The organism is Micromonospora sp. NPDC048907, from assembly GCF_055586885.1.
The window spans coordinates 16070-35668 of record NZ_JBVJHI010000004.1; the positions used below are offsets into that span (position 1 = coordinate 16070).

Consider the following 19599-nt stretch of genomic DNA (forward strand, 5'->3'; position numbering starts at 1 on the left):
GGGCGGGTGCCCGGGCACGGCGGAGCGGCCGCCCGGGAGGGATCCCGGGCAGCCGCCCCGAGCCGCCGGTTCAGTGCTCCCCGCGCACCCGCCGGATGGTGTCGCGGTACCAGTGCGCGCTGCGCTTCGGCGTGCGCCGCTGGGTGTCGTAGTCCACCCGCACGATGCCGAACCGCTTGTCGTAGCCGTACGCCCACTCGAAGTTGTCCAGCAGCGACCAGGCGAAGTAGCCGCGCACGTCCGCGCCGGCCTGCCGGGCCCGGGCCACCGCCCGCAGGTGCTCGGTCAGGTACGCCACCCGGTCGTCGTCGGCCACGAACCCGTCGGCGTCCGGCTTGTCGTCGAAGGCCGCCCCGTTCTCGGTGATCACCATGGGCACGCCCGGGTAGTCCCGGTGCAGCCGGACCAGCAGCTCGGTGAACGAGTCCGGCACGATCTCCCAGTCCATCGCGGTGCGCGGCAGGTCCCGGCGGATCACCCGGCGCACCGGCCGGCCGTCGTCGTCCCGCTCGCGGCCCTGCTCGTCCACCCCGGAGTGCACCTGCCCGAAGTAGAAGTTCACCCCGAGCACGTCGATCGGCGACGAGATGACCTCCAGGTCGCCCTCCTGCACCGGGATGCGCACGCCCTCGGCGGCCAGGTCGGCCACCACGTCCTCCGGGTAGGTGCCGCGGAGCACCGGGTCGAGGTAGAGCCGGTTGCCCAACCCGTCGGCGGCCCGCGCCGCGTCCCGGTCGGCCGCGCTGTCGGTGGCCGGGTCGGCGGTGGACAGGTTGACGGTCAGGCCCAGCTCGATCGGGGTGGCCGCCGCGGCCCGCAGCCGCTGCGCCGCCAGCCCGTGCCCGAGCAGCAGGTGGTGGGCGGCGGCGATCCCGTCGCCCAGGTTCCGCCGGCCCGGGGCGTGGTTGCCGTACGCGTACCCGAGCATGGCCGAGCACCACGGCTCGTTGAGCGTGGTCCACGTCTTCACCCGGTCGCCGAGCGCGGCGAAGACCAGCTCCGCGTAGTCGGCGAACCGGTGGGCGGTGTCCCGGTTCGGCCAGCCGCCCGCGTCCTCCAGCTCCTGCGGCAGGTCCCAGTGGTAGAGCGTCACCCACGGGTCGACCCCGCGGCCCAGCAGCTCGTCCACGAGGCGGTCGTAGAAGGCCAGCCCGGCCGGGTTCGCCGGCCCGCGCCCGCCCGGCTGCACCCGCGGCCACGCCACCGAGAAGCGGTAGGTGTCCAGGCCCAGGTCGGCGATGAGCGCGACGTCCTGCGGCATCCGGTGGTAGTGGTCGCAGGCCACGTCGCCGTGGTCGCCGTTGGCCACCGCGCCGGGGACGCGGCAGAAGGTGTCCCAGATCGACGGCGTCCGGCCGTCCTCGGCCACCGCACCCTCGATCTGGTACGACGAGGTCGCCACCCCCCACCGGAAGGTCGGCGGAAGGGTGTCGATCGGGTCGGCCTGCCCTTGCGACGACTCCAGCTCGGCGCGTCTGTCGCCGCGCGACGACCTGGAGCCGTCGGTGGCGGCGGGTTGGGTGAGGTGGGTGTCCATGGTTCTCCTCGCGGTAGCGGGTCGTTCGGTCGGACGGGAGCGGGGGTCAGCGGGGGGCCGCGGCGGCGACCGGGTGCAGCCAGCAGGCGACGTCCCGGCCCGGTTCGGCGGCGCCCAGGGCCGGCACCTTCTTGTCGCACGGGTCGAAGGCTTTCGGACAGCGCGGATGGAACGCGCAGCCGGCCGGCATGGCCCGCAGGTCCGGCGGGGAGCCGGGGATGCCGGTCAGCTCCCGGCGCGGTCCGCGCAGCGCCGGGAAGGAGTGCAGCAACCCCTCGGTGTACGGGTGCAGCGCCTGCCGGTACAGCTGGGCGGCGGGTGCCTCCTCGACGATCCGGCCGCCGTACATGATGGCGATCCGGTCGGAGAACTCGACAAGCAGCGACAGGTCGTGGGTGATGAACAGCACCGCGAAGCCGAGGCGTTCCCGCAGCTCGGCGAGCTGGCCGAGGATCTGCCGCTGCATCACGACGTCCAGCGCGGTGGTCGGCTCGTCCATGATGACCACCTGCGGCTCCAGCGCCAGCGCCATGGCGATCATCACGCGCTGCCGCATGCCGCCGGAGAGCTGGTGCGGGTAGCTGTCCAGCCGGTCGGCGGCGATGCCGACCAGGCGGAGCAGGTCCCGGGCCCGGGCCAGCCGGCCCGCCGCCGTGCTCGTCGGCTCGTGCGCCTTGATCACGTCGAGGAGCTGGGTGGAGACCTTGTGCACCGGGTTCAGCGAGTTCATGGCGCCCTGGAAGACGATCGAGGTCTCCGCCCAGCGGAACCTGCGCAGCTGCGCCGGGCTGAGGGTCAGCACGTCGACCGGCGGGCCGTCGGCCGGGTGGTAGATCACCTGGCCGCCGCTGACCACGCCGGGCGGCGGCAGCAGCCGGGTCAGCCCGTACGCCAGCGTGGACTTGCCGCTGCCGCTCTCGCCGGCCAGCCCCAGCACCTCACCGCGGTGCAGGGTCAGGTCCACATCGCGTACGGCGTGCACCGCCGCGTCGCCGAGCCCGTAGTCGACCCGCAGCCCGCGGATCTCCAGCACCGGATCACTCACTTGAGCCTCCCTTCGTTCGCGACTGCGGGGCTCCGCTTCGCTGCACTCCTCGCGCTCGCTTGAGCTCTCCTTCGTTCGCGACTGCGGGGCTCCGCTTCGCTGCACTCCTCGCGCTCGCTTGAGCCCTCCTTCGTTCGCGACTGCGGGGCTCCGCTTCGCTGCACTCCTCGCGCTCACGGTGTGACCTCCTCTCGGGGGACCGGCACCGTACGCGGGGTCGGGGCCAGCACGGGGGTGAAGCCGACCCGCATCCGCACGCTGCGACCGTCGGCGGTACGGATCCGGGTCTTGCCGGCGCTGCGCAGCCGGGGGCTGACGAACTCGTCGATGCCGAAGTTGATCAGGGCGAGGGCGGTGCCGAGCAGCGCGATGGCCAGCCCGGCCGGGACGAACCACCACCAGGCGCCCTGCGCGAGGGCCTGCTGGCCCTGCGCCCAGAACAGGATGGTGCCCCAGTTCCACGACGAGATCGACGAGATGCCGATGAAGGCCAGCGTGATCTCCGACATGACCGCGAAGATGACCGTGCCGACGAAGCCGGACGCGATGATCGCGGTGAGGTTGGGCAGGATCTCGAACAGGATGATGCGCCAGGTCCGCTCGCCGGTGGCCCGGGCCGCCTCGACGTAGTCACGGCGCCGCAGCGACAGTGTCTGGGCGCGCAGCACCCGCGCCCCCCACGCCCACGAGGTGAGGCCGATGATGAGCGCCACGAGCGTGTCGCTGGCCTGCTCGACGATCGACGTCACGATGATGATCAGCGGCAGCGCGGGGATGACCAGGAACACGTTGGACAGCGCCGACAGGCCCTCGTCGGCCGCTCCGCCGATGTAGCCGGCCGTCACGCCGATGAGGATGGACAGGATCGTCGCCAGCACGCCGGCGAGCAGGCCCACCACCATGACGCTGCGCGCGCCGACCAGGATCTGGCTGAAGATGTCCTGACCGAGGTGGGTGGTGCCGAACCAGTGCCGGGTCGACGGCGCCTGGAGCACGTCGGCGCTGCGCGCGTCCGGGTTGTACGGCGCCACCCAGGGCCCGATGACCGCGAACAGGCAGTAGACGGCCAGGATGGTCAGGCCGGTGGCGGCCTTGGCGTTGGCGACGAACCGGAACCGGCGCCGCTTGGCGCGGCCCGGCGCGGCCGAGGGCTGGGCCATCGCACCCTGACCGGGGATGACCTGCTCGATGCTCGACGGTGAGATGGTCATCGCTCAGCTCTTTCGGGTCCGCGGGTCGAGAAGCAGGTACGCGACGTCGGCGAGCAGGTTCGCCACCAGCACGGAGATCGTGATGATCAGGAAGATCCCCTGCATCAGCGGGTAGTCCTTGTAGCCGACCGCCTGGAAGAGCTGGTAGCCGAGGCCCGGGTAGGAGAACACGATCTCGACGAGCAGCGTGCCGCCGACGATGAACCCGAGCGACAGCGCGAAGCCCGAGACGTTCGGCAGCAGCGCGTTGCGGGCCGCGTAGCTCAGGGCCACCCGGCGCTCCGACAGGCCCTTCGCGTGGGCGACGGTGATGTAGTCCTCCGAGGAGACGGTCACCATCATGTTGCGCATGCTCAGGATCCACCCGCTCATCGAGGAGACCAGGATGGTGGCGGCGGGCAGGACGCTGTGCTTGATCGCGCTCGGGATGAAGTAGCCGTCGAACGCCGGCACGAGGCCCGCCTCGTAGCCGCCGGAGGACGGGAAGAAGCTGCCCGGCCCGGTGAACACGGCGATGGCGACGAGACCCAGCCAGAAGTACGGGATCGAGGACAGGAACGTCGTGGCCGGCAGCAGCCCGTCGACCCAGGAGCCGCGCCGCCAGCCGGCGCCGACGCCGAGCCCGGTGCCGACGAGGAAGCTGATGATCGTGGTGATGCCGACCAGGCCGACCGTCCACGGCAGGCTGTCGCCGATCACCGTGGCCACCGGCGTGGGGAAGAAGGTGAACGACAACCCCAGGTCACCGTGGAGCAGCTGCCGCCAGTAGTCGAGGTACTGCTGCCAGATGTTCTCGTGCGCGTCCAGCCCGAACAGCACGCGCAGCGACTCGATGGCGTCCGCGCTGATCCGGCCCTGGTTGCGCGAGATGAGCGACTGCACCGGGTCACCGGGCACCAGCCGCGGGATGAAGAAGTTGAGGGTGATGGCCGCCCACGCCGTGAACAGGTAGAAGGCCGTGCGCTGCAGGAGGAATCTCATCGTGGCTCCCCCAGGGTGGCGGTGTCCGTCCGGTCGGCCGCCGCCGGGGGCGGTGGCACGGCCGGGTCGGCGTCGGGCGCGGCCGAGCCGGGGGCGTCGGCGGCCACGGTGTCCGGGTCGTACAGCCAGCAGGCCGCCCAGTGGTCGGGCCGGTCGCCGATGGTCAGCGGCGGTGGCAGGTCCACCGTGCAGCGCCGCATGGCGTGCGGGCACCGGGGGTGGAACCGGCAGCCGGTGGGCGGGGCGATCAGGCTCGGCGGCTCGCCCTGGCCGCGGTCCTTCCCGGCGGCCGCGTCGACGGCGGCCCCGCCGCCGGTGATCCGCTCCGGGTCCGGCGCCGAGTCGGTGAGCAGCCGGGTGTACGGGTGGGCCGGGTTCTGGGTGACGGTTTCGCTGTCGCCGCCCTCGACCATCCGGCCGGCGTACATGACGATCGTCTCGTCGGCGAAGTACCGGGCCGAGGCGATGTCGTGCGTGATGTAGAGGATGGCGATGTTCAGCCGGTCCTTGAGGTCCTGCAGGAGGTTGAGCACGCCGAGGCGGATCGAGACGTCGAGCATGGAGACCGGCTCGTCGGCCAGGAGCACCTCCGGGTCGGCCCCGAGCGCCCGGGCGATGGCGACGCGCTGCCGCTGGCCGCCGGAGAGCTCGTGCGGGAAGGCGTCCAGGTAGCGCTCGGGCGGGGTGAGGCTGACCCGGGTGAGCAGCTTGGCGAGGGCCCGGTCCAGGTCCTCGGCGCCGCGCCCGGCGTTGCCGTGGATCCGCAGCGACCGGGTGAGGTGGTAGCGGACGGTGTGCACCGGGTTCAACGAGGCGAACGGGTCCTGAAGGATCAGTTGGACCCGCCGCACGTACGACCGGAACGGCCGGCCGCCGCGCACCCTGGTCGACGTGCCGTGCAGGCGGAGGTCGCCGGCCGTGCGGGGGTAGATCTGGGCCAGCAGCCGGGCCACCGTGGACTTGCCGGAGCCGGACTCCCCGACCAGCGCGGTCACCCGGCCGCGACGCAGCGCGATCGATACGTCGTCGACGGCGTGCACGACGGCCGGCGTCCGGGAGAAGAGGTCACGCAGCCGCCTGCGGACGGGGAAGTGCTTGGTCAGGCCGACGGCCTCCAGCACCACCTCGTCGGCCGGCGCCGCCGCGCTCTCGCTCAACGTCATGCCGAGTTCCTGTCTGAGCGTGGGGTGCGCCTCCCCGGCCGGCCGCGAGCCGGCCGGGGAGGCGGTTGGCGAGGTCAGCCGTTGGCCGGCTTGAGGTGCAGGACCACGTCCAGCGCGTTGGGCTGGGTGGGCTGCATGGCGCCGTACGGGTTCGAGTCGTCCGGCCAGCCGGTCCAGTTCTTCGTGCTGTACGCGCCGCCGATGTTGTCCGCGCCGACCGGGATCATCGGCATCTGGTCGACGAAGATCTTCTGCAGCGTGTTCATGGCGGTGGTGCGCGCGGCCTCGTCGGTCGCGTTGGCGTAGGCGACCAGGGCGTCGGTCGCCTCCTTGTTGTTGAAGCGGCCGAAGTTGCCGGCGGGGGAGGCGGTGCCGATCGGCTTGAGCTGCCGGCCGTCCATGATGGTGCGGTAGATGTCGTACGGCGTGGCGCCGCCCTCGGTCCACCGGAAGGTCGCCTCGAAGTTGCCCTGCTCGACGTTGCGGAACCAGGCGTCCTGGTTGGCCTTGTCGACGGTGGCGGTGATGCCAATCTTCGACAGGTTGTCCTTCACGATCTCCAGGCTGGTCTGGTAGTCCGACCAGCCGGCCGGGTCGGTCAGCTTCAGCGTGACGGCCTTGCCGGTCTTGTCCTTGAGGGTGTTGCCCTCGAGCTTGTAGCCGGCGCCGGTGAGCAGCGCCTTGGCGCCCTCGACGTCGACCTTGTGCTCCTGGCCCTTGAACTCGGGCGCGACGAACGAGTCACCGGCCGGGCTGGGCAGGCCTGTGACGCTCTTCACCTGCGGGTGGAAGTAGCCGGCCTCGGCCGTGGTGAAGATGTCGGCGCGGTCGATGACCATGTTCATGGCGCGGCGCAGCGCCGGGTCGTCGAACGGCTTCTTCGTCGTGTTGAGGTAGAGGCCGTGGATGCCCAGGATCGCCGGGGCCCACACCTTGTGGTGCTCCTGGTCCTTGGCCACGAAGACGGCCTGGTAGTTGGGGATGAAGACGAAGCTCCACTCCGACTCGCCGTTGGCCAGGGCGGTGGTCTGCGCGCTGTTGTCCGTGTAGGAGGTGTAGCGCAGCTCCTTGACCTTCGGCAGGTCCTGCCAGTAGCCCTTGTCGCGCACCGACAGCGTCATGCTGGCCGGGGTGAAGGACTTCAGGGTGTACGGGCCGCTGCCGACCGGCTGCTTGACGGTGTCGGTGGTCGGGTCGCTGATCTTCTCCCAGATGTGCTTGGGCACGATCGGCACCCGCCACAGCACCTTCTGCTGGTTGACGAACTGCGGGCTCGCCATCTTGATGGTGACCTCGTTGCCGCTGGCCGTGGCGTCCGTGTAGGGCACGCCCTGGTCGTTCAGCGCCGGGTACTTCTTCACGAGGTTGTAGGTGAAGGCGACGTCCTCGGCGGTGACCTTCTGCCCGTCGGACCAGGTGGCGTTGTCCCGGATGGTGACCTTCACCGAGGTGTAGTCCGACGACCACTCGGCCTTGGTGGCCAGCCACGGCTTGAACGGGTCGGCCGGCTTCACCGGGTTCCACATCATCAGCGGCTCGTAGATCTGCCAGCGGTAGCCCAGCGACGCGGCGGCGGACGTGGTGAGGAACGGGTTGTTGTTCTCGGCCTGCGGCCCGTTCGGCATGCCCACGTTGAGCACCGTGGCCGCCTGGCCGTTCTTCTTGTTGGCGTTCGGGCTGTCGCCGCACGCGGCGACGCCGGTGGCCATCGCGCCGGCCAGCGCGACGGCGAGGAGTTGCCTTCTTCTCATGGAGGTCTCCCTCGGTGCTCCCGCAGTCCTGGAGCGGGATGTGATGGATGGAGGGTGTGCGGTGTTACCACCGGCGGACGGGACGCCCGCCGGTCCGGGTGGAGCTACATCGGTGGCGAGGTCAGGTGATGCCGGTCGAGGCGCGGACGGTGAAGCTGGTGGGGATGACGGTTGGTGCGTGGGGCAGCGGCGTGCCGGCGAGGTGGGCGATGAGGGTACGGGCGGCGACCGCACCCATCTCCCGCAACGGCTGGCGGACCGAGCTCAGCGGCGGGTGGGTGTGCCCGGCCAACGGCAGGTCGTCGAAGCCCACCACCGCCACGTCCTCCGGGACCCGCCGGCCGGCGTCCCGCAGCGCCTGGAGCGCCCCGGCGGCGGAGAGGTCGTTGTGGGCGAAGACGGCGTCGAACGGCACGCCGTCGGCGAGCAGGCCTTCCACGGCGGCCCGCCCGCACTCGAAGGTGAAGTCGCCCTCCACGACGAGGGCGGGGTCGATGGGCAGGCCCGCGTCGGCGTAGCCGCCCGCGAAACCGGCGAGCCGTTCCCGGGTGCAGCCGAAGCGGCGCAGGCCGGTGACGACCAGCGGCCGCTTCCGGCCGTGCGCCAGCAGGTGCTCGGCGGCGGCCCGCGCGCCGGACTCGTTGGTGGTCCGCACCGACGGGAAGCCCGGCTGGTGGCCGCGGTCGTCGATGAGGATGACGGGCAGGCCGCGCTCGTGCAGCTCGGTGATGTAGTCGAGGGTGCCCTCCGGCTCGACCACCAGCAGGCCGTCGAAGGACTTCGCGGAGACCTGGGAGGCGAACCGCCGCATCGACTCGTCGCCCTGGGTGCAGGTGAACAGCAGCATGCCGTAGCCCTCGGCCTCGACCACGTCGGCCGCGCCCTGGAGCACCTCGCCCATCCAGGGCCAGGTCAGGGCGGGCACCAGCATGCCGACCACCCGGGTACGCCCGCGGGCCAGGCCGACCGCGCGGGCGCTCGGCACGTAGCCCAGGGCGTTGATGACGGCGCGGACCCGGTCGGCGGTGCGGACGTGCACCTCGCCCTTGCCGTTGAGCACCCGCGACACCGTCGTCTTGCTCACGCCGGCGCGGGTGGCGACGTCGGCGATGGTGATCGGCACGTGACGCTCCCGGGTCGCAGGGGTGAGGGGGATGTTTCGGAACCGGTTGCGGAAGCGGTTCCGTCGCAGTCAACCGAAGTGGCGGCGGTCACGTCAATAACGGCCGGGTAACGAAACATGGCTAAGTTCGAAACCTGAAAAAAGCGGCCCTGACCGACCGGGTCGATCAAGGGTGTGAGCAGCGTCGATGTGCCTGTTCTGGTCGTGGCGTGGCCCGGGGTCTGGGTGGGAGCCGGCTCAGCGGCGGGCGCGGGCGTAGACGTCGCCCGAGTTGGTCTCGTGCGGCAGGGCCCGCAGGTACGCCGCGACCTCGTCCGCCGGCCGCCAGCCGGGCAGGGCGAACGCCATCTCGTCGCCGAGCGCCGCGGTGAACGAGGTGAAGCCCAGCCCGGTGAGCCGGTCCAGGCACCGCGCGGCCAGGTCGCGTTCGATGGTGGTGAACTCGAACGACAGCGCCGGCAGCGGCCGGCTCAGCCCGGCCAGCACGGCGTCCTCGAAGCCCTCCACGTCGATCTTCACGAAGGCGGGTACGCCGTGCGTTGCGACCAGGCTGTCCAGCGTCGTGCCGGCCACCTCGATCTCGGCGTCCCAGACCTCGTGCGCCCAGCCGCCGGCTCCGTGCGCGGCCCGCAGGAATCCCGCGGACGCGGTGGAGATCGTCGGGTTCGCCGAGTTCACGTGCAGCCGCACCGGCCCGGTACGCGCCCCGCACGCCGCCTCGACCACGGTCACCCGTTCGTCGTCCGCGTACAGCGCGCGCAGGGCGCGGGTGCACAGCGGCTGGGGCTCCACGGCGACCACGCGGGCGCCGAGGCGGCGGAAGCTGCCGAGCCGGTCGCCGACGTGCGCGCCGACGTCGAACACCAAATCCCCGGGGCGGACCAGGGCGGCGTAGAAGGCGTCCATCGCCGCCTCGCGGGCCGGGTCCCCGTAGTACGCCTCCAGGGACCGGCGCAGGCCCGACATGGTGGGGTCTGCCTTGAGTGCCTCGATCACCCCGATATGACCGCCCACCATGCCGACGCTAGCCGCGCCCACCCGTTCATGAGCCCCTTTCGGGTGTCCCCGCCAGGTCCCGTTACCCAGCCTCCTAGGATGCCGTAGGGGGAGTGAGCTGATTCGGCTATGCGGGGTCCGACAACCGCGGTGGGTTGGCGCCGGCCGGGAGTGAGGGCTTCCGCCGCGCCGAGGCGTGGCGGCGCGTGGCCAGCATCCGTCCGGCGCGGGCCGGACGGACTCACGGCGCTTCGACGACCTCCTGGCCGAGGGGCCACAGCGCCGCGGGGACGAGCTTGAAGTTCGCCACACCGAACGGGATGCCGATGATCGTCACGCAGAGCGCGACGCCGGCGAGGATGTGCGACAGGGCCAGCCACCAGCCCGCGAGCAGCACCCAGAGCACGTTCGCCAGGCCGGACGCGACGCCGGCGCCGGGCTTCGGCACGAGAGTGCGGCCGAAGGGCCACAGCGCGTACGAGGCGAGGCGGAGGGAGGCCACCCCGAACGGGATGGTGATCACCAGTGCGAAGCAGATCAGGGCGGCCACCCCGTAGCCCAGGGCCAGGACGAGGCCGCCACCGAAGACGAGCCACAACAGGTTGAGCAGAAAGCGAATCACGCTCCCATCGTGGCGACCCCCCGCAACGGCCCGTCGCCCACGCGCCGGCCGCCGCGCCCTCGGCGCGCCGGGCACGCAGGGGTGCGGTCACCGGTCCGCACCGGCGCCGCCGTGACGGCGAGGATCCCGGACCGCCGGTACGCCATCAGGGACCGCCGAGCCGGTGGTGCAGCGCGAGGTGGAGCACCAGCCGCCGGTCGGGGTCGTCGAGGGTCGCGCCGAACAGTTCCCGCAGCCGGCGCATCCGGTAGCGCACGGTCTGCGGGTGGGTGCGCAGGTCCTCGGCCACCGCGATCACCTGCCCCTGCCGGCGCAGCCAGCCGTGCAGGGTCTCGGCCAGGGCCCGCCGGGCGGCCGGCCGGAGGCCGGCCAGCGGCGCGAGACAGGCGTCGGCGAGGTGGTCGGCCAGGCCCGGCTCCCAGTGCAGCAGCAGGGTGAGCGGGTGCTCGTCCCCGGCGACCGGGTCGGCCCGCAGCACCCCGTCGCGGCGCAGCGCCAGGGCCCGCCCGGAGATCCGGTACGACAGCCGCGCGCGCCCGAGCGGCACGCTCGGGCCGAGCCCGGCCCGCCGCCCCGCCAGGGCCTGCCGGGCCCGGTCGAGCCGCCCGGGCGTGGCCGGGTCGGGCACCACGATGCGTACCACGTCGTCGATGACCGTGGCGATCGCGCCGCCGCCGATGGTGCGGCCCAGGTGCTCGGCGTCGTCGCCGTCGACGCTGAGCACGGCGACCGTGCGGGGCAGCGGCCAGCGGGCCGCGTCGGCGGCGGCGCGCAGCGCGGCCTCGGCGGGCGGTTGGGGCTGCACGAGCAGGGTGATCAGCCGCCGCCGGGTGATGGCCCAGTCCTGCGCGGCGTCGCGCTGCTCGTCCAGGTAGCCCTCGGCGGCGGCGCCCGCGAGGGCGTCGACGTAGCCGAAGAGCGCCCCGGCGACCACGTACAGGTCCGCCGGGGCGGGGCCCGCGGGGGTGGTGTGCGCGACGAGGAAGGCCCAGATCTCCCGCCCGCCGAGGGTGAGCACGGCGCGCAGCGCGTCGACCCGGTGCCCCTCCCGGTATTCGGTGCGGCCCAGCGCGTGGAAGACGGCCCGGGTGGCGGCCAGGTCGCGGGCCGGGTCGGCGACCGCGTCGACGAACGCGTCCACCGCGGTACGCACGCCGAGGGCCAGGCCGCGCCCCTGCCCGCCGGTCAGCGAGCGGCCCTGCGCGCGCATGGCGGCGCGGACGGTCTCCAGGATCCGCTCGTGCAGCGGGGCGCGCAGGCCGCGCAGCTGCGCGCCGACCGCCGGGGCGAGGTGCGCCAGGCCGGGCTCGATGTCGAGCAGCGTGTCCGCCATCGTCGCCTCCCGTTTTTGTCATCCCGGTGATAAAGGCGGTGGCGGATCGCGCACACCCCGACCAAGGATTTTGGCATCCGGCTACGTACCGTCGGTGCCGTGGATACCGATGTGATCGTGATCGGGGCCGGGCTGGCCGGCCTGGTCGCCGCCGCCGAGGCCGCGGACGCGGGCCGCCGGGTGCTGCTGCTGGACCAGGAGCCGGAGCAGAACCTCGGCGGGCAGGCGTGGTGGTCGTTCGGCGGGCTGTTCCTGGTCGACTCGCCGGAGCAGCGCCGGATGGGCATCCGGGACTCCGTCGAGCTGGCCTGGCAGGACTGGACCGGCAGCGCCGCCTTCGACCGCCCGGAGGACCACTGGCCGCGCCGGTGGGCCGAGGCGTACGTGCACTTCGCGGCCGGGGAGAAGCGCGCCTGGCTGCGCGGCATGGGGCACCGGGTCTTCCCGGTGGTGAGCTGGGCCGAGCGGGGCGGGGGCGCGGCGCACGGCCACGGCAACTCGGTGCCCCGGTTCCACGTCACCTGGGGCACCGGCCCGGGCGTGGTCGAGCCGTTCGCCCGGCGGGTGCGCGCCGCCGCCGCGGAGGGCCGGATCCGGCTGCTGTTCCGGCACCGCGTCGACGAGTTGGTCACCAGCGGCGGCGCGGTCACCGGCGTGCGCGGCGCGATCCTCGCCCCCGACGACGCCCCGCGCGGGCGACCCACCTCCCGGACGGTGGTCGGCGACTTCGCGTACGCGGCGCAGGCCGTGATCATCACCTCGGGCGGCATCGGCGGCGACCACGACCTGGTCCGGCGGGCCTGGCCGGCGCGGCTGGGCACCCCACCGGCCCGGATGGTCACCGGGGTGCCGGCGTACGTCGACGGCCGGATGCTCGCCGTCACCGAGACGGCCGGCGGCCAGGTGATCAACCCCGACCGGATGTGGCACTACACCGAGGGGCTGCGCAACTGGGACCCGGTCTGGCCGGGGCACGGCATCCGCATCCTGCCCGGGCCGTCGTCGCTGTGGCTCGACGCGACCGGCGAGCGGCTGCCGGCACCGCTGTTCCCCGGCTTCGACACCCTGGCCACGCTGCGCCACCTGCGGGCCACCGGCCACGACTACAGCTGGTTCGTGCTCACCCAGAAGATCCTGGAGAAGGAGTTCGCGCTCTCCGGCTCGGAGCAGAACCCCGACCTGACCAACCGCAGCGTGCGGCAGGTGCTCCAGCGCGTCCGCCCCGGCGCACCCGGGCCGGTGGAGGCGTTCAAGCGGCACGGCGCGGACTTCGTCGTCGCCGACGACCTGCCGGAGCTAATCGACGGGATGAACAAGCTGGCCGCCGAGAGCGGCGGCCCGCAGCTCGACGCCGCGGCGCTGCGCCGGCTCGTCGAGGCGCGGGACCGGGAGATCGCCCATCCGTTCGGCAAGGACGCGCAGCTGCACGCCATCCGGGGGGCCCGCCGCTACCGGGGCGACCGGCTGATCCGGGTGGCCACCCCGCACCGGCTGCTCGACCCGGCCGCCGGCCCGCTGATCGCCGTGCAGCTGCACGTGCTGACCCGCAAGACCCTCGGCGGCCTGCACACCGACCTGTCCGGCCGGGTGCTGCGCCCCGACGGCGAGCCCCTCGCCGGCGTGTACGCGGCCGGTGAGGTCGCCGGCTTCGGAGGCGGCGGCATGCACGGCTACAACGCCCTGGAGGGCACCTTCCTGGGCGGCTGCGTCTTCTCCGGCCGCACCGCCGGCCGGGCCGCCGCGGCCGCGGTCGACTAGGCCCGGAGTCTCCGCGTCACGCCGCCGGCACGGACCGGCGGCGTGCCGTCGGGAGGACCAGCGGCGTGCCGGTCTCCGGGTCCTCGATGATCCGACAGGGCAGGCCGAACACCTCCTCGACCAGCTCGGTGGTGACGATCCGCCGCGGGTCGCCGGCGGCGACGACCCGCCCGTCGCGCATGGCCACCAGGTGGGTGGCGTACCGGGCGGCCTGGTGCAGGTCGTGCAGCACCGCCACCAGGGTGCGGCCCTGCTCCTCGTGCAGCCGGGCGCAGAGGTCCAGCACCTCCACCTGGTGGGCGATGTCCAGGTAGGTGGTCGGCTCGTCGAGCAGCAGCAGCGGCGTCTGCTGGGCCAGCGCCATGGCGATCCAGACCCGCTGCCGCTGCCCGCCGGACAGCTCGTCGACCGGCCGGTCGGCCAGCTCCGCGACGCCGGTGTCGGCCATGGCCCGGTCGACCACCCGTTCGTCCTCGCGGGACCACTGCCGCAGCAGGCCCTGGTGCGGGTAGCGGCCCCGGGACACCAGCTCGGCCACCGTCAGCCCGTCCGGGGCGACCGCCGACTGCGGGAGCAGCCCGAGGGTACGGGCCACCTGGCGGGCCGGCCGGCGGTGGATGTCGGCGCCGTCGAGCAGCACGGTGCCCCGGGCCGGGCGCAGCAGCCGGGCCAGGGCGCGCAGCAGCGTCGACTTGCCGCACGCGTTCGGCCCGATGATCACCGTGAAGGACCCGTCGGGGACGGCGACCGTGAGGTCCTCGGCGACGGTGCGCCGGTCGTAGCCGAGGGTCAGCGCCTCGCCGACCAGCCGGGGGGTGTCGGGCCGCATCAGGGTTCCCTTCTCGTCGGGGCCGGTCATCGCCGGCCCCCTCGTTCGCCGGCGAGCAGCCAGGCCAGGTAGCCGCCGCCGAGCACGCCGGTGACCACGCCGACGGGCAGTTGCCGCCCGGCCACCGCGTGCTGGGCGAGCTGGTCGGCGGCGAGCAGCAGGGCCGCGCCGACGACGGCCGACGGCAGCAGGTTCGGCCCGGGCGCGCGGGTGAGCCGCCGGGCCAGGTGCGGCGCGGTGAGCGCCAGGAACGACACCGGCCCGGCGGCCGCCGCGGCGACCGACACGAGCAGGACGGCCGAGCCGAGAGCGGCCGCCCGGACCCGGCGTACCGGCACGCCGAGGCCGGCCGCGGAGTCGTCGCCCATCTCCAGCAGCCGCAGCGCGGGGGCGCGGGTGAGCAGCACGGCGGGCAGCAGCACCGCCAGCGAGCCGAGCACCGGCAGCGCGTTGGCCCAGCCCCGGCCGTCCAGGCTGCCGGTGATCCAGAGGGCGGCGCGGGCGGCGTCCATGAGCGGGGCGCGGGTGAGCAGCCAGCCGTTGACGCCGGTGAGGACGGCGGTGACGCCGATGCCCACGAGCACCAGCCGGTGCCCGCCGACGCCGTGCCGGCCGGCCAGCGCGTAGAGCAGCAGGCCGGTGGCCAGTCCGCCGGCGGCCGCGGCTCCGGCCAGCGCGGCGCTGCCGCCGCCGACCACCACCACGGTCAGCGCGCCGGTGGCCGCGCCGGAGGTGACCCCGAGCACGTCCGGGCTGCCCAGCGGGTTGCGGGTCAGCGACTGGAAGACCGCGCCGGCCAGCCCGAGGGCGGCGCCGGCCGCCAGGGCCGTGGCGAGCCGGGGCAGCCGCAGCTCGGTGACGATGAACCGGTCCGCGGGAGTGCCGCCGCCGGCCAGCACGCGCAGCACGTCGGCGGGGGCGATCGGGTAGTCGCCGGCGCCGACGGCCAGCACGGCGAGGGCGAGGGCGAGCAGCGTGCCGGCCAGGCCGACGACGAGGGCACGGGGGCGCAGGCGCAGCGACAGCCCGCCGGGGAGGCGCAGCACGATCACAGCCGGCCCACCCGTCCGCGCCGGACCAGGTGCAGGAACAGCGGCCCGCCGAGCACGGCGGTGACCAGGCCGACCTGGAGTTCGCCGGGACGGCCCAGCAGCCGGCCGGCCACGTCGGCGGTGAGCAGCAGCACCGGCGCGAACACCGCGCACCAGGGCAGCAGCCGGCGCGGGTCGGGCCCGGTGAGGGCGCGTACGAGGTGGGGGGCGAGCAACCCCACGAAGACGATCGGCCCGCAGGCGGCGGTGGCGGCGCCGCACAGCAGCGTGACGGCGACGATCACCGCGCCCCGCACCAGGCCGGGCCGGGCGCCGAGTGCCCGGGCGGAGTCGTCGCCGAGGGCCAGGGCGGCCAGCGGGCGGGTCACCAGCAGGGCGACCAGCAGCCCGGCCAGGACGAACGGCAGCAGGCTCGGCACGGTGTCGGTGCGCGCCCCGGCGAGGGACCCGACGGTCCAGAACCGCATCCGCTCCAGCGAGGTGCTGTCGATGAGCATGACGGCGCTGACGTAGGAGTAGAGGGCCGCGTTGAGCGCCGCCCCGGCCAGGGCCAGCCGGGCCGGGGTGGCCTGCCGGCCGCCGGCGATCGTGTGCACGGCCACGGTGACGGCGGCGGCGCCGAGCAGCGCGTACCAGACCTGGTGGTCGAGGTCGGCGACGCCGAGCAGCACGGTGGCGGTGGCCACCGCGGCCGACGCGCCCGCGTTGATGCCGAGCAGGCCGGGGTCGGCCAGCGGGTTGCGGGTCAGCGTCTGCATGGCCGCGCCGGCGACGCCGAGCGCCGCGCCCGCGGCGAGGCCGAGCAGCGTGCGGGGCAGCCGTCCCTGGCGCACCACGGCGTACTCGGGGGAGGCCGGGTCGGTGAGGCCGTGCCACACGTCGGCGAGGGAGAGCGGCTTCGCGCCGAGGGCGAGGCTGAGCACGGCCACCGCGGCGAGCAGCAGCACGCCGAGGGCGAGCCCGCCGGCCCGGAGCCGGCGGCGTCCGGGCGCGGGGGCGGCGACGGCGCCGCTTCGGGGTGGGGTGATGACGGGCAGCGTGGGCTCCGGGGGCAGGAAGAACCTTGACGGGAACGTCGGTTAGGTTAGCCTAACCTCGCTGCCCATGGTCGTTCGCCGACCCGTATCGAAAGACTTCGCCATGCCCGACATCGTGTCCAGCCGCGGGCTCTCCCGCCGTGGCCTCCTCGCCGCCGCCGGTGCCGCCGGCCTCGGCGCCCTTCTCGCCGGCTGCGGCAAGGACGGCGGCGACGCCGCCACCGGCGCCGGCCCGACCGGCGGCCCTTGGTCGTTCACCGACGACCGGCCGCAGAAGGTCGACGCCGCCGCCCGACCGTCCCGGATCGTCGCCTTCACCGGGGTGGCCGCCGCCCTGGTCGACTTCGGACTCGACAAGCAGATCGTCGGTGTGTTCGGCGAGACCAGGAAGGCCGACGGCAGCAAGGAGCCGCAGGCCGGCGACCTGAACGTCGAGCAGGTCGAGATCCTCGGCAACGCCTGGGGCGAGTTCAACCTGGAGAAGTACGCGGGGCTGCGCCCGGACCTGCTGGTCACCCACATGTACGACCCGGGCGCGCTCTGGTACGTCCCGGACGAGAGCAAGGCGAAGATCCTCCCGCTGGCGCCGAGCGTCGCCATCACCACCGCCCGGGTGCCGATGACCAAGCCGATCGAGCGGTACGCCGAACTCGCCGGCTCCCTCGGCGCGGACCTCGGCGCAAAAAAGGTCACCGACGCGAAGGCCCGGTTCACGGCCGCCGCCGACGCGGTGCGCCAGGCGGTCAAGGCGAATCCGGGAATCAAGGTGATGGCGGCCTCCGGCAGCCCCGACCTATTCTACGTCTCCAACCCCAAGGTCAGCACCGACCTCATGTACTTCGCCGAACTCGGCGTCGACATCGTGGTGCCGACCAAGCTCGAACAGGGCGACTACTTCGAGGCGCTGAGCTGGGAGAACACCGGCAAGTTCCCGGCCGACCTGATCCTGCTCGACAACCGCCCGACCGCCCTGCAGCCGAAGGACCTCGCCGCCAAGCCCACCTGGGCGCAGCTGCCCGCGGTCAAGGCCAACCAGGTCACGCCGTGGGACGCGGTGCCCCGCTTCTCGTACGCCGGCGCCGCCCCGCTGCTGGAGAACCTGGCCACCGCCATCCGGGGCGCGAAGAAGGTCACGGCGTGACCACCGCCGTCGCCCTGCGGTACCGGTTCTACGCCGCCCGGGTGGTCGCCACCCGGGCGGTGGGCGACTGCCTGGTCCGGGTCACCCTCGCCGGCGACGACCTCGGCGAGTTCGCCGGTGGCGGCCGGGACCAGAGCGTCTCGGTCTTCCTGCCGCACCCCGGCCAGGACGCCCCGGTCGTCCCGGTCGAGGCGGGCGAGGACTGGTACGCGACCTGGCGCGCCCTGGACCCGGCCGTCCGCGCCGTGATGCGCTCCTACACGATCCGGGCGCAGCGCCCCGAACTCGGCGAGCTGGACATCGACTTCGTCCGGCACGGCGACACCGGACCGGCCACCCGCTGGGCCGGCCGGGCCCGCCCGGGCGACCGGGTGCTGCTGCTCGGCCCGGCCGTGCCCGACGAGCGCACCGTGCGTTTCCAGCCGCCCACCGGCGCCGACTCCGTGCTGCTGGTCGCCGACGAGACCGCCCTGCCGGCCGTCGGCGGGATCCTCGACTGGCTGCCCGCCGGCACCCCGGTCCGGGCCTTCGTCGAGGTTCCCACGGCCGGCGACATCCAGCCGCTGCCCAGCGCCGCCCGCGCCGAGGTGACCTGGCTGGTCCGGGGCGCCACCGCACCGGGCGGCAGCCTGCTGGCCGACACGCTGCGCGCTGCCCGGCTGCCCGGCGCCGCCCCGTACGCGTGGATCGCCGGCGAGGCCGGCATGGTCCGGGCGGTCCGCCGGCACCTGGTGGGCGAGCGCGGCCTGGACCGCCGCCGGGTCACCTTCGCCGGCTACTGGCGCCGCGGCGCGTCGGAGGAGGACCTCCGGGCCGAGGCCGCGAGCGCCTGAGCGGCCCGGCGGGACTACCGGAGCGCCGCCGGGGTAGAGGGGAGCGTGACCACGCCCGGGCCGTACCGCCGGTGGCGCCCGGACCACCGGGACGCGCCGTGACCACCGTGGTGGCCGTCGCCCGGCGGCACGCGCAGGAGGCGTACGAGCGGCTGCGCCGGTACTTCATCGTGGCCCTGCAGGCCGGGCTGGCGGCCGGGTTGTCCTGGTACGTCGCGAACACCCTGCTGCACAACCCGCAGCCGCTGTTCGCGCCGGCCGCCGCGGTCGGCACCATCGCCGCGGCGATCGGCAACCGGGTACGCCGCACCGCCGAACTGCTCGCCGGGGTCATCCTGGGCGTGCTCGTCGGCGACCTGATCATCCAGGTGATCGGCAACGGGCCCGTGCAGACCGGGCTGGTCGTCGCGCTGGCCATCTCGGCGGCGGTGGTGTTCCGCGGCAGCGGGGCGGTGATGGTGCAGGCGGGCAGCACCGCCGTCCTGCTGGGCACCGTCGAGCCCGCCGGACCCGACCTCGCCGTGCCGCGGACCGCCAACGCGCTGGTCGGTGGCGGGATGGCCGTGATCGTGGCGCTGCTCCTGCTGCCGCTGAACCCGGTGCGGGTGGTGCACCGCGCCGCCGGCCCGACGCTGGATCTGTTCGCCCACCAGCTCACCGTGACCGCTCGGGCGCTCGCCGCCGGTGACTCGGTGCAGGCGGACGCGGCGTTGCAGCGGCTCCAGGCCGCCGAGGCCGAACGAAGACAGACCACCGAGGTCGTCGCCGCCGCCGCGGAGGTGGCGTCGCTGTCCCCCTGGCGGTGGCGGCGCCGGTCCCAGCTGCGCCGCTACGAGCACGCCGCCAACCACCTGGAACTGGCCTTCACCAACAGCCGCAACATGGTCCGCCGGGTGGTCGCCCTGCTCGACGCCCGGGAGCCGGTGCCGCCGGACCTGCCGGCCGCCATCGAGACGTTCGGGCAGTCCCTGCGGCTGCTGCACCGGGATTTCCTGGCCGGGCGGACCCCCGAGATCGCCCGGTCCCGGGCGCTGCACGCCGCCGCGGCGGCCCGCCGGGCGCGGGGCGGGCAGCTCGGCTTCTCCGGCGCGATCGTCGCCTCGCAGGTCTTCATCGTGGTCGGCGAGCTGCTCCAGGCGTCCGGGCTGACCAAGCCCGAGGCGGACCGGATGGCCGGGGTCTGAGCG

At 74.0% G+C, this 19599-nt stretch carries 17 protein-coding genes; 4 read left to right on the forward strand and 13 right to left on the reverse strand.

Features of this window, described 5'->3' with window-relative positions:
• Positions 1-70: 70 nt before the first annotated feature.
• From ACZ6PY_RS13970 to ACZ6PY_RS14015, 10 genes are all read right to left on the reverse strand, one after another.
• On the reverse strand, positions 71-1537 hold the full coding sequence (locus ACZ6PY_RS13970) for a GH1 family beta-glucosidase (RefSeq protein ID WP_466072124.1): 1467 nt from the start codon (positions 1535-1537) through the stop codon (positions 71-73).
• A 46-nt stretch (positions 1538-1583) separates the two neighbouring features.
• Positions 1584-2582 carry an ABC transporter ATP-binding protein gene (locus tag ACZ6PY_RS13975; protein WP_466072126.1) on the reverse strand — a complete coding sequence of 333 codons (999 nt, stop codon included), beginning with the start codon at positions 2580-2582 and terminating at the stop codon, positions 1584-1586.
• A gap of 173 nt (positions 2583-2755) precedes the next feature.
• Entirely contained in the window at positions 2756-3793 is a 1038-nt protein-coding gene (locus ACZ6PY_RS13980) for an ABC transporter permease (RefSeq protein ID WP_466072128.1), read from the reverse strand.
• A gap of 3 nt (positions 3794-3796) precedes the next feature.
• Positions 3797-4774: an ABC transporter permease gene (locus tag ACZ6PY_RS13985; RefSeq protein ID WP_466072130.1), complete on the reverse strand. Its 978-nt coding sequence runs from the start codon at positions 4772-4774 to the stop codon at positions 3797-3799.
• The gene (locus tag ACZ6PY_RS13990; protein WP_466072132.1) at positions 4771-5937 is read right to left on the reverse strand and encodes an ABC transporter ATP-binding protein; all 1167 of its coding nucleotides are present in this window, start codon (positions 5935-5937) and stop codon (positions 4771-4773) included. The genes ACZ6PY_RS13985 and ACZ6PY_RS13990 overlap by 4 nt, the downstream gene beginning before the upstream one ends.
• A gap of 74 nt (positions 5938-6011) precedes the next feature.
• Positions 6012-7688, reverse strand: a complete 1677-nt coding sequence (locus ACZ6PY_RS13995; protein ID WP_466072134.1) for an ABC transporter substrate-binding protein — start codon at positions 7686-7688, stop codon at positions 6012-6014.
• A gap of 121 nt (positions 7689-7809) precedes the next feature.
• Positions 7810-8811, reverse strand: a complete 1002-nt coding sequence (locus ACZ6PY_RS14000) for a LacI family DNA-binding transcriptional regulator (protein ID WP_466072136.1) — start codon at positions 8809-8811, stop codon at positions 7810-7812.
• A 237-nt stretch (positions 8812-9048) separates the two neighbouring features.
• Entirely contained in the window at positions 9049-9828 is a 780-nt protein-coding gene (locus ACZ6PY_RS14005) for an FkbM family methyltransferase (protein ID WP_466072137.1), read from the reverse strand.
• 220 nt (positions 9829-10048) lie between these two features.
• Entirely contained in the window at positions 10049-10429 is a 381-nt protein-coding gene (locus ACZ6PY_RS14010) for a YccF domain-containing protein (protein ID WP_466072138.1), read from the reverse strand.
• A 145-nt stretch (positions 10430-10574) separates the two neighbouring features.
• Complete coding sequence (locus ACZ6PY_RS14015; RefSeq protein WP_466072140.1) at positions 10575-11762, reverse strand: PucR family transcriptional regulator; 1188 nt, start codon at positions 11760-11762, stop codon at positions 10575-10577.
• Between the two features lie 99 nt (positions 11763-11861).
• Here ACZ6PY_RS14015 and ACZ6PY_RS14020 point away from each other — a divergent pair, with 99 nt between their 5' ends.
• A complete protein-coding gene (locus tag ACZ6PY_RS14020; protein ID WP_466072142.1) occupies positions 11862-13520 on the forward strand; it encodes an FAD-binding dehydrogenase in 1659 nt (552 codons plus the stop codon).
• A 16-nt stretch (positions 13521-13536) separates the two neighbouring features.
• On the opposite strand, the gene ACZ6PY_RS14025 is transcribed toward ACZ6PY_RS14020, so the two are convergent.
• Genes ACZ6PY_RS14025 through ACZ6PY_RS14035 form a run of 3 tightly spaced genes read right to left on the reverse strand, consistent with a single transcriptional unit; the run spans position 13537 to position 16456 of the window.
• Positions 13537-14349 (reverse strand): ABC transporter ATP-binding protein, encoded by an 813-nt coding sequence (locus ACZ6PY_RS14025; protein WP_466073536.1) that lies wholly within the window; start codon positions 14347-14349, stop codon positions 13537-13539.
• Positions 14350-14375: 26 nt separating this feature from the next.
• Entirely contained in the window at positions 14376-15401 is a 1026-nt protein-coding gene (locus ACZ6PY_RS14030) for a FecCD family ABC transporter permease (protein WP_466072144.1), read from the reverse strand.
• Entirely contained in the window at positions 15398-16456 is a 1059-nt protein-coding gene (locus ACZ6PY_RS14035; RefSeq protein ID WP_466073538.1) for a FecCD family ABC transporter permease, read from the reverse strand. The genes ACZ6PY_RS14030 and ACZ6PY_RS14035 overlap by 4 nt, the downstream gene beginning before the upstream one ends.
• Positions 16457-16541: 85 nt before the next feature.
• On the opposite strand from ACZ6PY_RS14035, the gene ACZ6PY_RS14040 reads away from it, so the two are divergent.
• The 3 genes from ACZ6PY_RS14040 (at position 16542) to ACZ6PY_RS14050 (ending at position 19596) form a co-directional block, all read left to right on the forward strand.
• Positions 16542-17579, forward strand: coding sequence for an ABC transporter substrate-binding protein (locus tag ACZ6PY_RS14040; RefSeq protein ID WP_466072146.1), 1038 nt, complete (start codon positions 16542-16544; stop codon positions 17577-17579).
• The gene (locus tag ACZ6PY_RS14045; RefSeq protein WP_466072148.1) at positions 17576-18412 is read left to right on the forward strand and encodes a siderophore-interacting protein; all 837 of its coding nucleotides are present in this window, start codon (positions 17576-17578) and stop codon (positions 18410-18412) included. The genes ACZ6PY_RS14040 and ACZ6PY_RS14045 overlap by 4 nt, the downstream gene beginning before the upstream one ends.
• Before the next feature lie 98 nt (positions 18413-18510).
• Positions 18511-19596, forward strand: coding sequence for an FUSC family protein (locus ACZ6PY_RS14050; protein WP_466072150.1), 1086 nt, complete (start codon positions 18511-18513; stop codon positions 19594-19596).
• The last annotated feature ends 3 nt before the right edge of the window (positions 19597-19599 follow it).

Coding starts and splice junctions, on each gene's coding strand:
- ACZ6PY_RS13970 (WP_466072124.1), bottom strand. CDS start 1,537: ATGGACACCCACCTCACCCAACCCGCCGCCACCGACGGCTCCAGGTCG.
- ACZ6PY_RS13980 (WP_466072128.1), bottom strand. CDS start 3,793: ATGACCATCTCACCGTCGAGCATCGAGCAGGTCATCCCCGGTCAGGGT.
- ACZ6PY_RS13985 (WP_466072130.1), bottom strand. CDS start 4,774: ATGAGATTCCTCCTGCAGCGCACGGCCTTCTACCTGTTCACGGCGTGG.
- ACZ6PY_RS13990 (WP_466072132.1), bottom strand. CDS start 5,937: ATGACGTTGAGCGAGAGCGCGGCGGCGCCGGCCGACGAGGTGGTGCTG.
- ACZ6PY_RS13995 (WP_466072134.1), bottom strand. CDS start 7,688: ATGAGAAGAAGGCAACTCCTCGCCGTCGCGCTGGCCGGCGCGATGGCC.
- ACZ6PY_RS14005 (WP_466072137.1), bottom strand. CDS start 9,828: ATGGTGGGCGGTCATATCGGGGTGATCGAGGCACTCAAGGCAGACCCC.
- ACZ6PY_RS14015 (WP_466072140.1), bottom strand. CDS start 11,762: ATGGCGGACACGCTGCTCGACATCGAGCCCGGCCTGGCGCACCTCGCC.
- ACZ6PY_RS14025 (WP_466073536.1), bottom strand. CDS start 14,349: ATGCGGCCCGACACCCCCCGGCTGGTCGGCGAGGCGCTGACCCTCGGC.
- ACZ6PY_RS14040 (WP_466072146.1), top strand. CDS start 16,542: ATGCCCGACATCGTGTCCAGCCGCGGGCTCTCCCGCCGTGGCCTCCTC.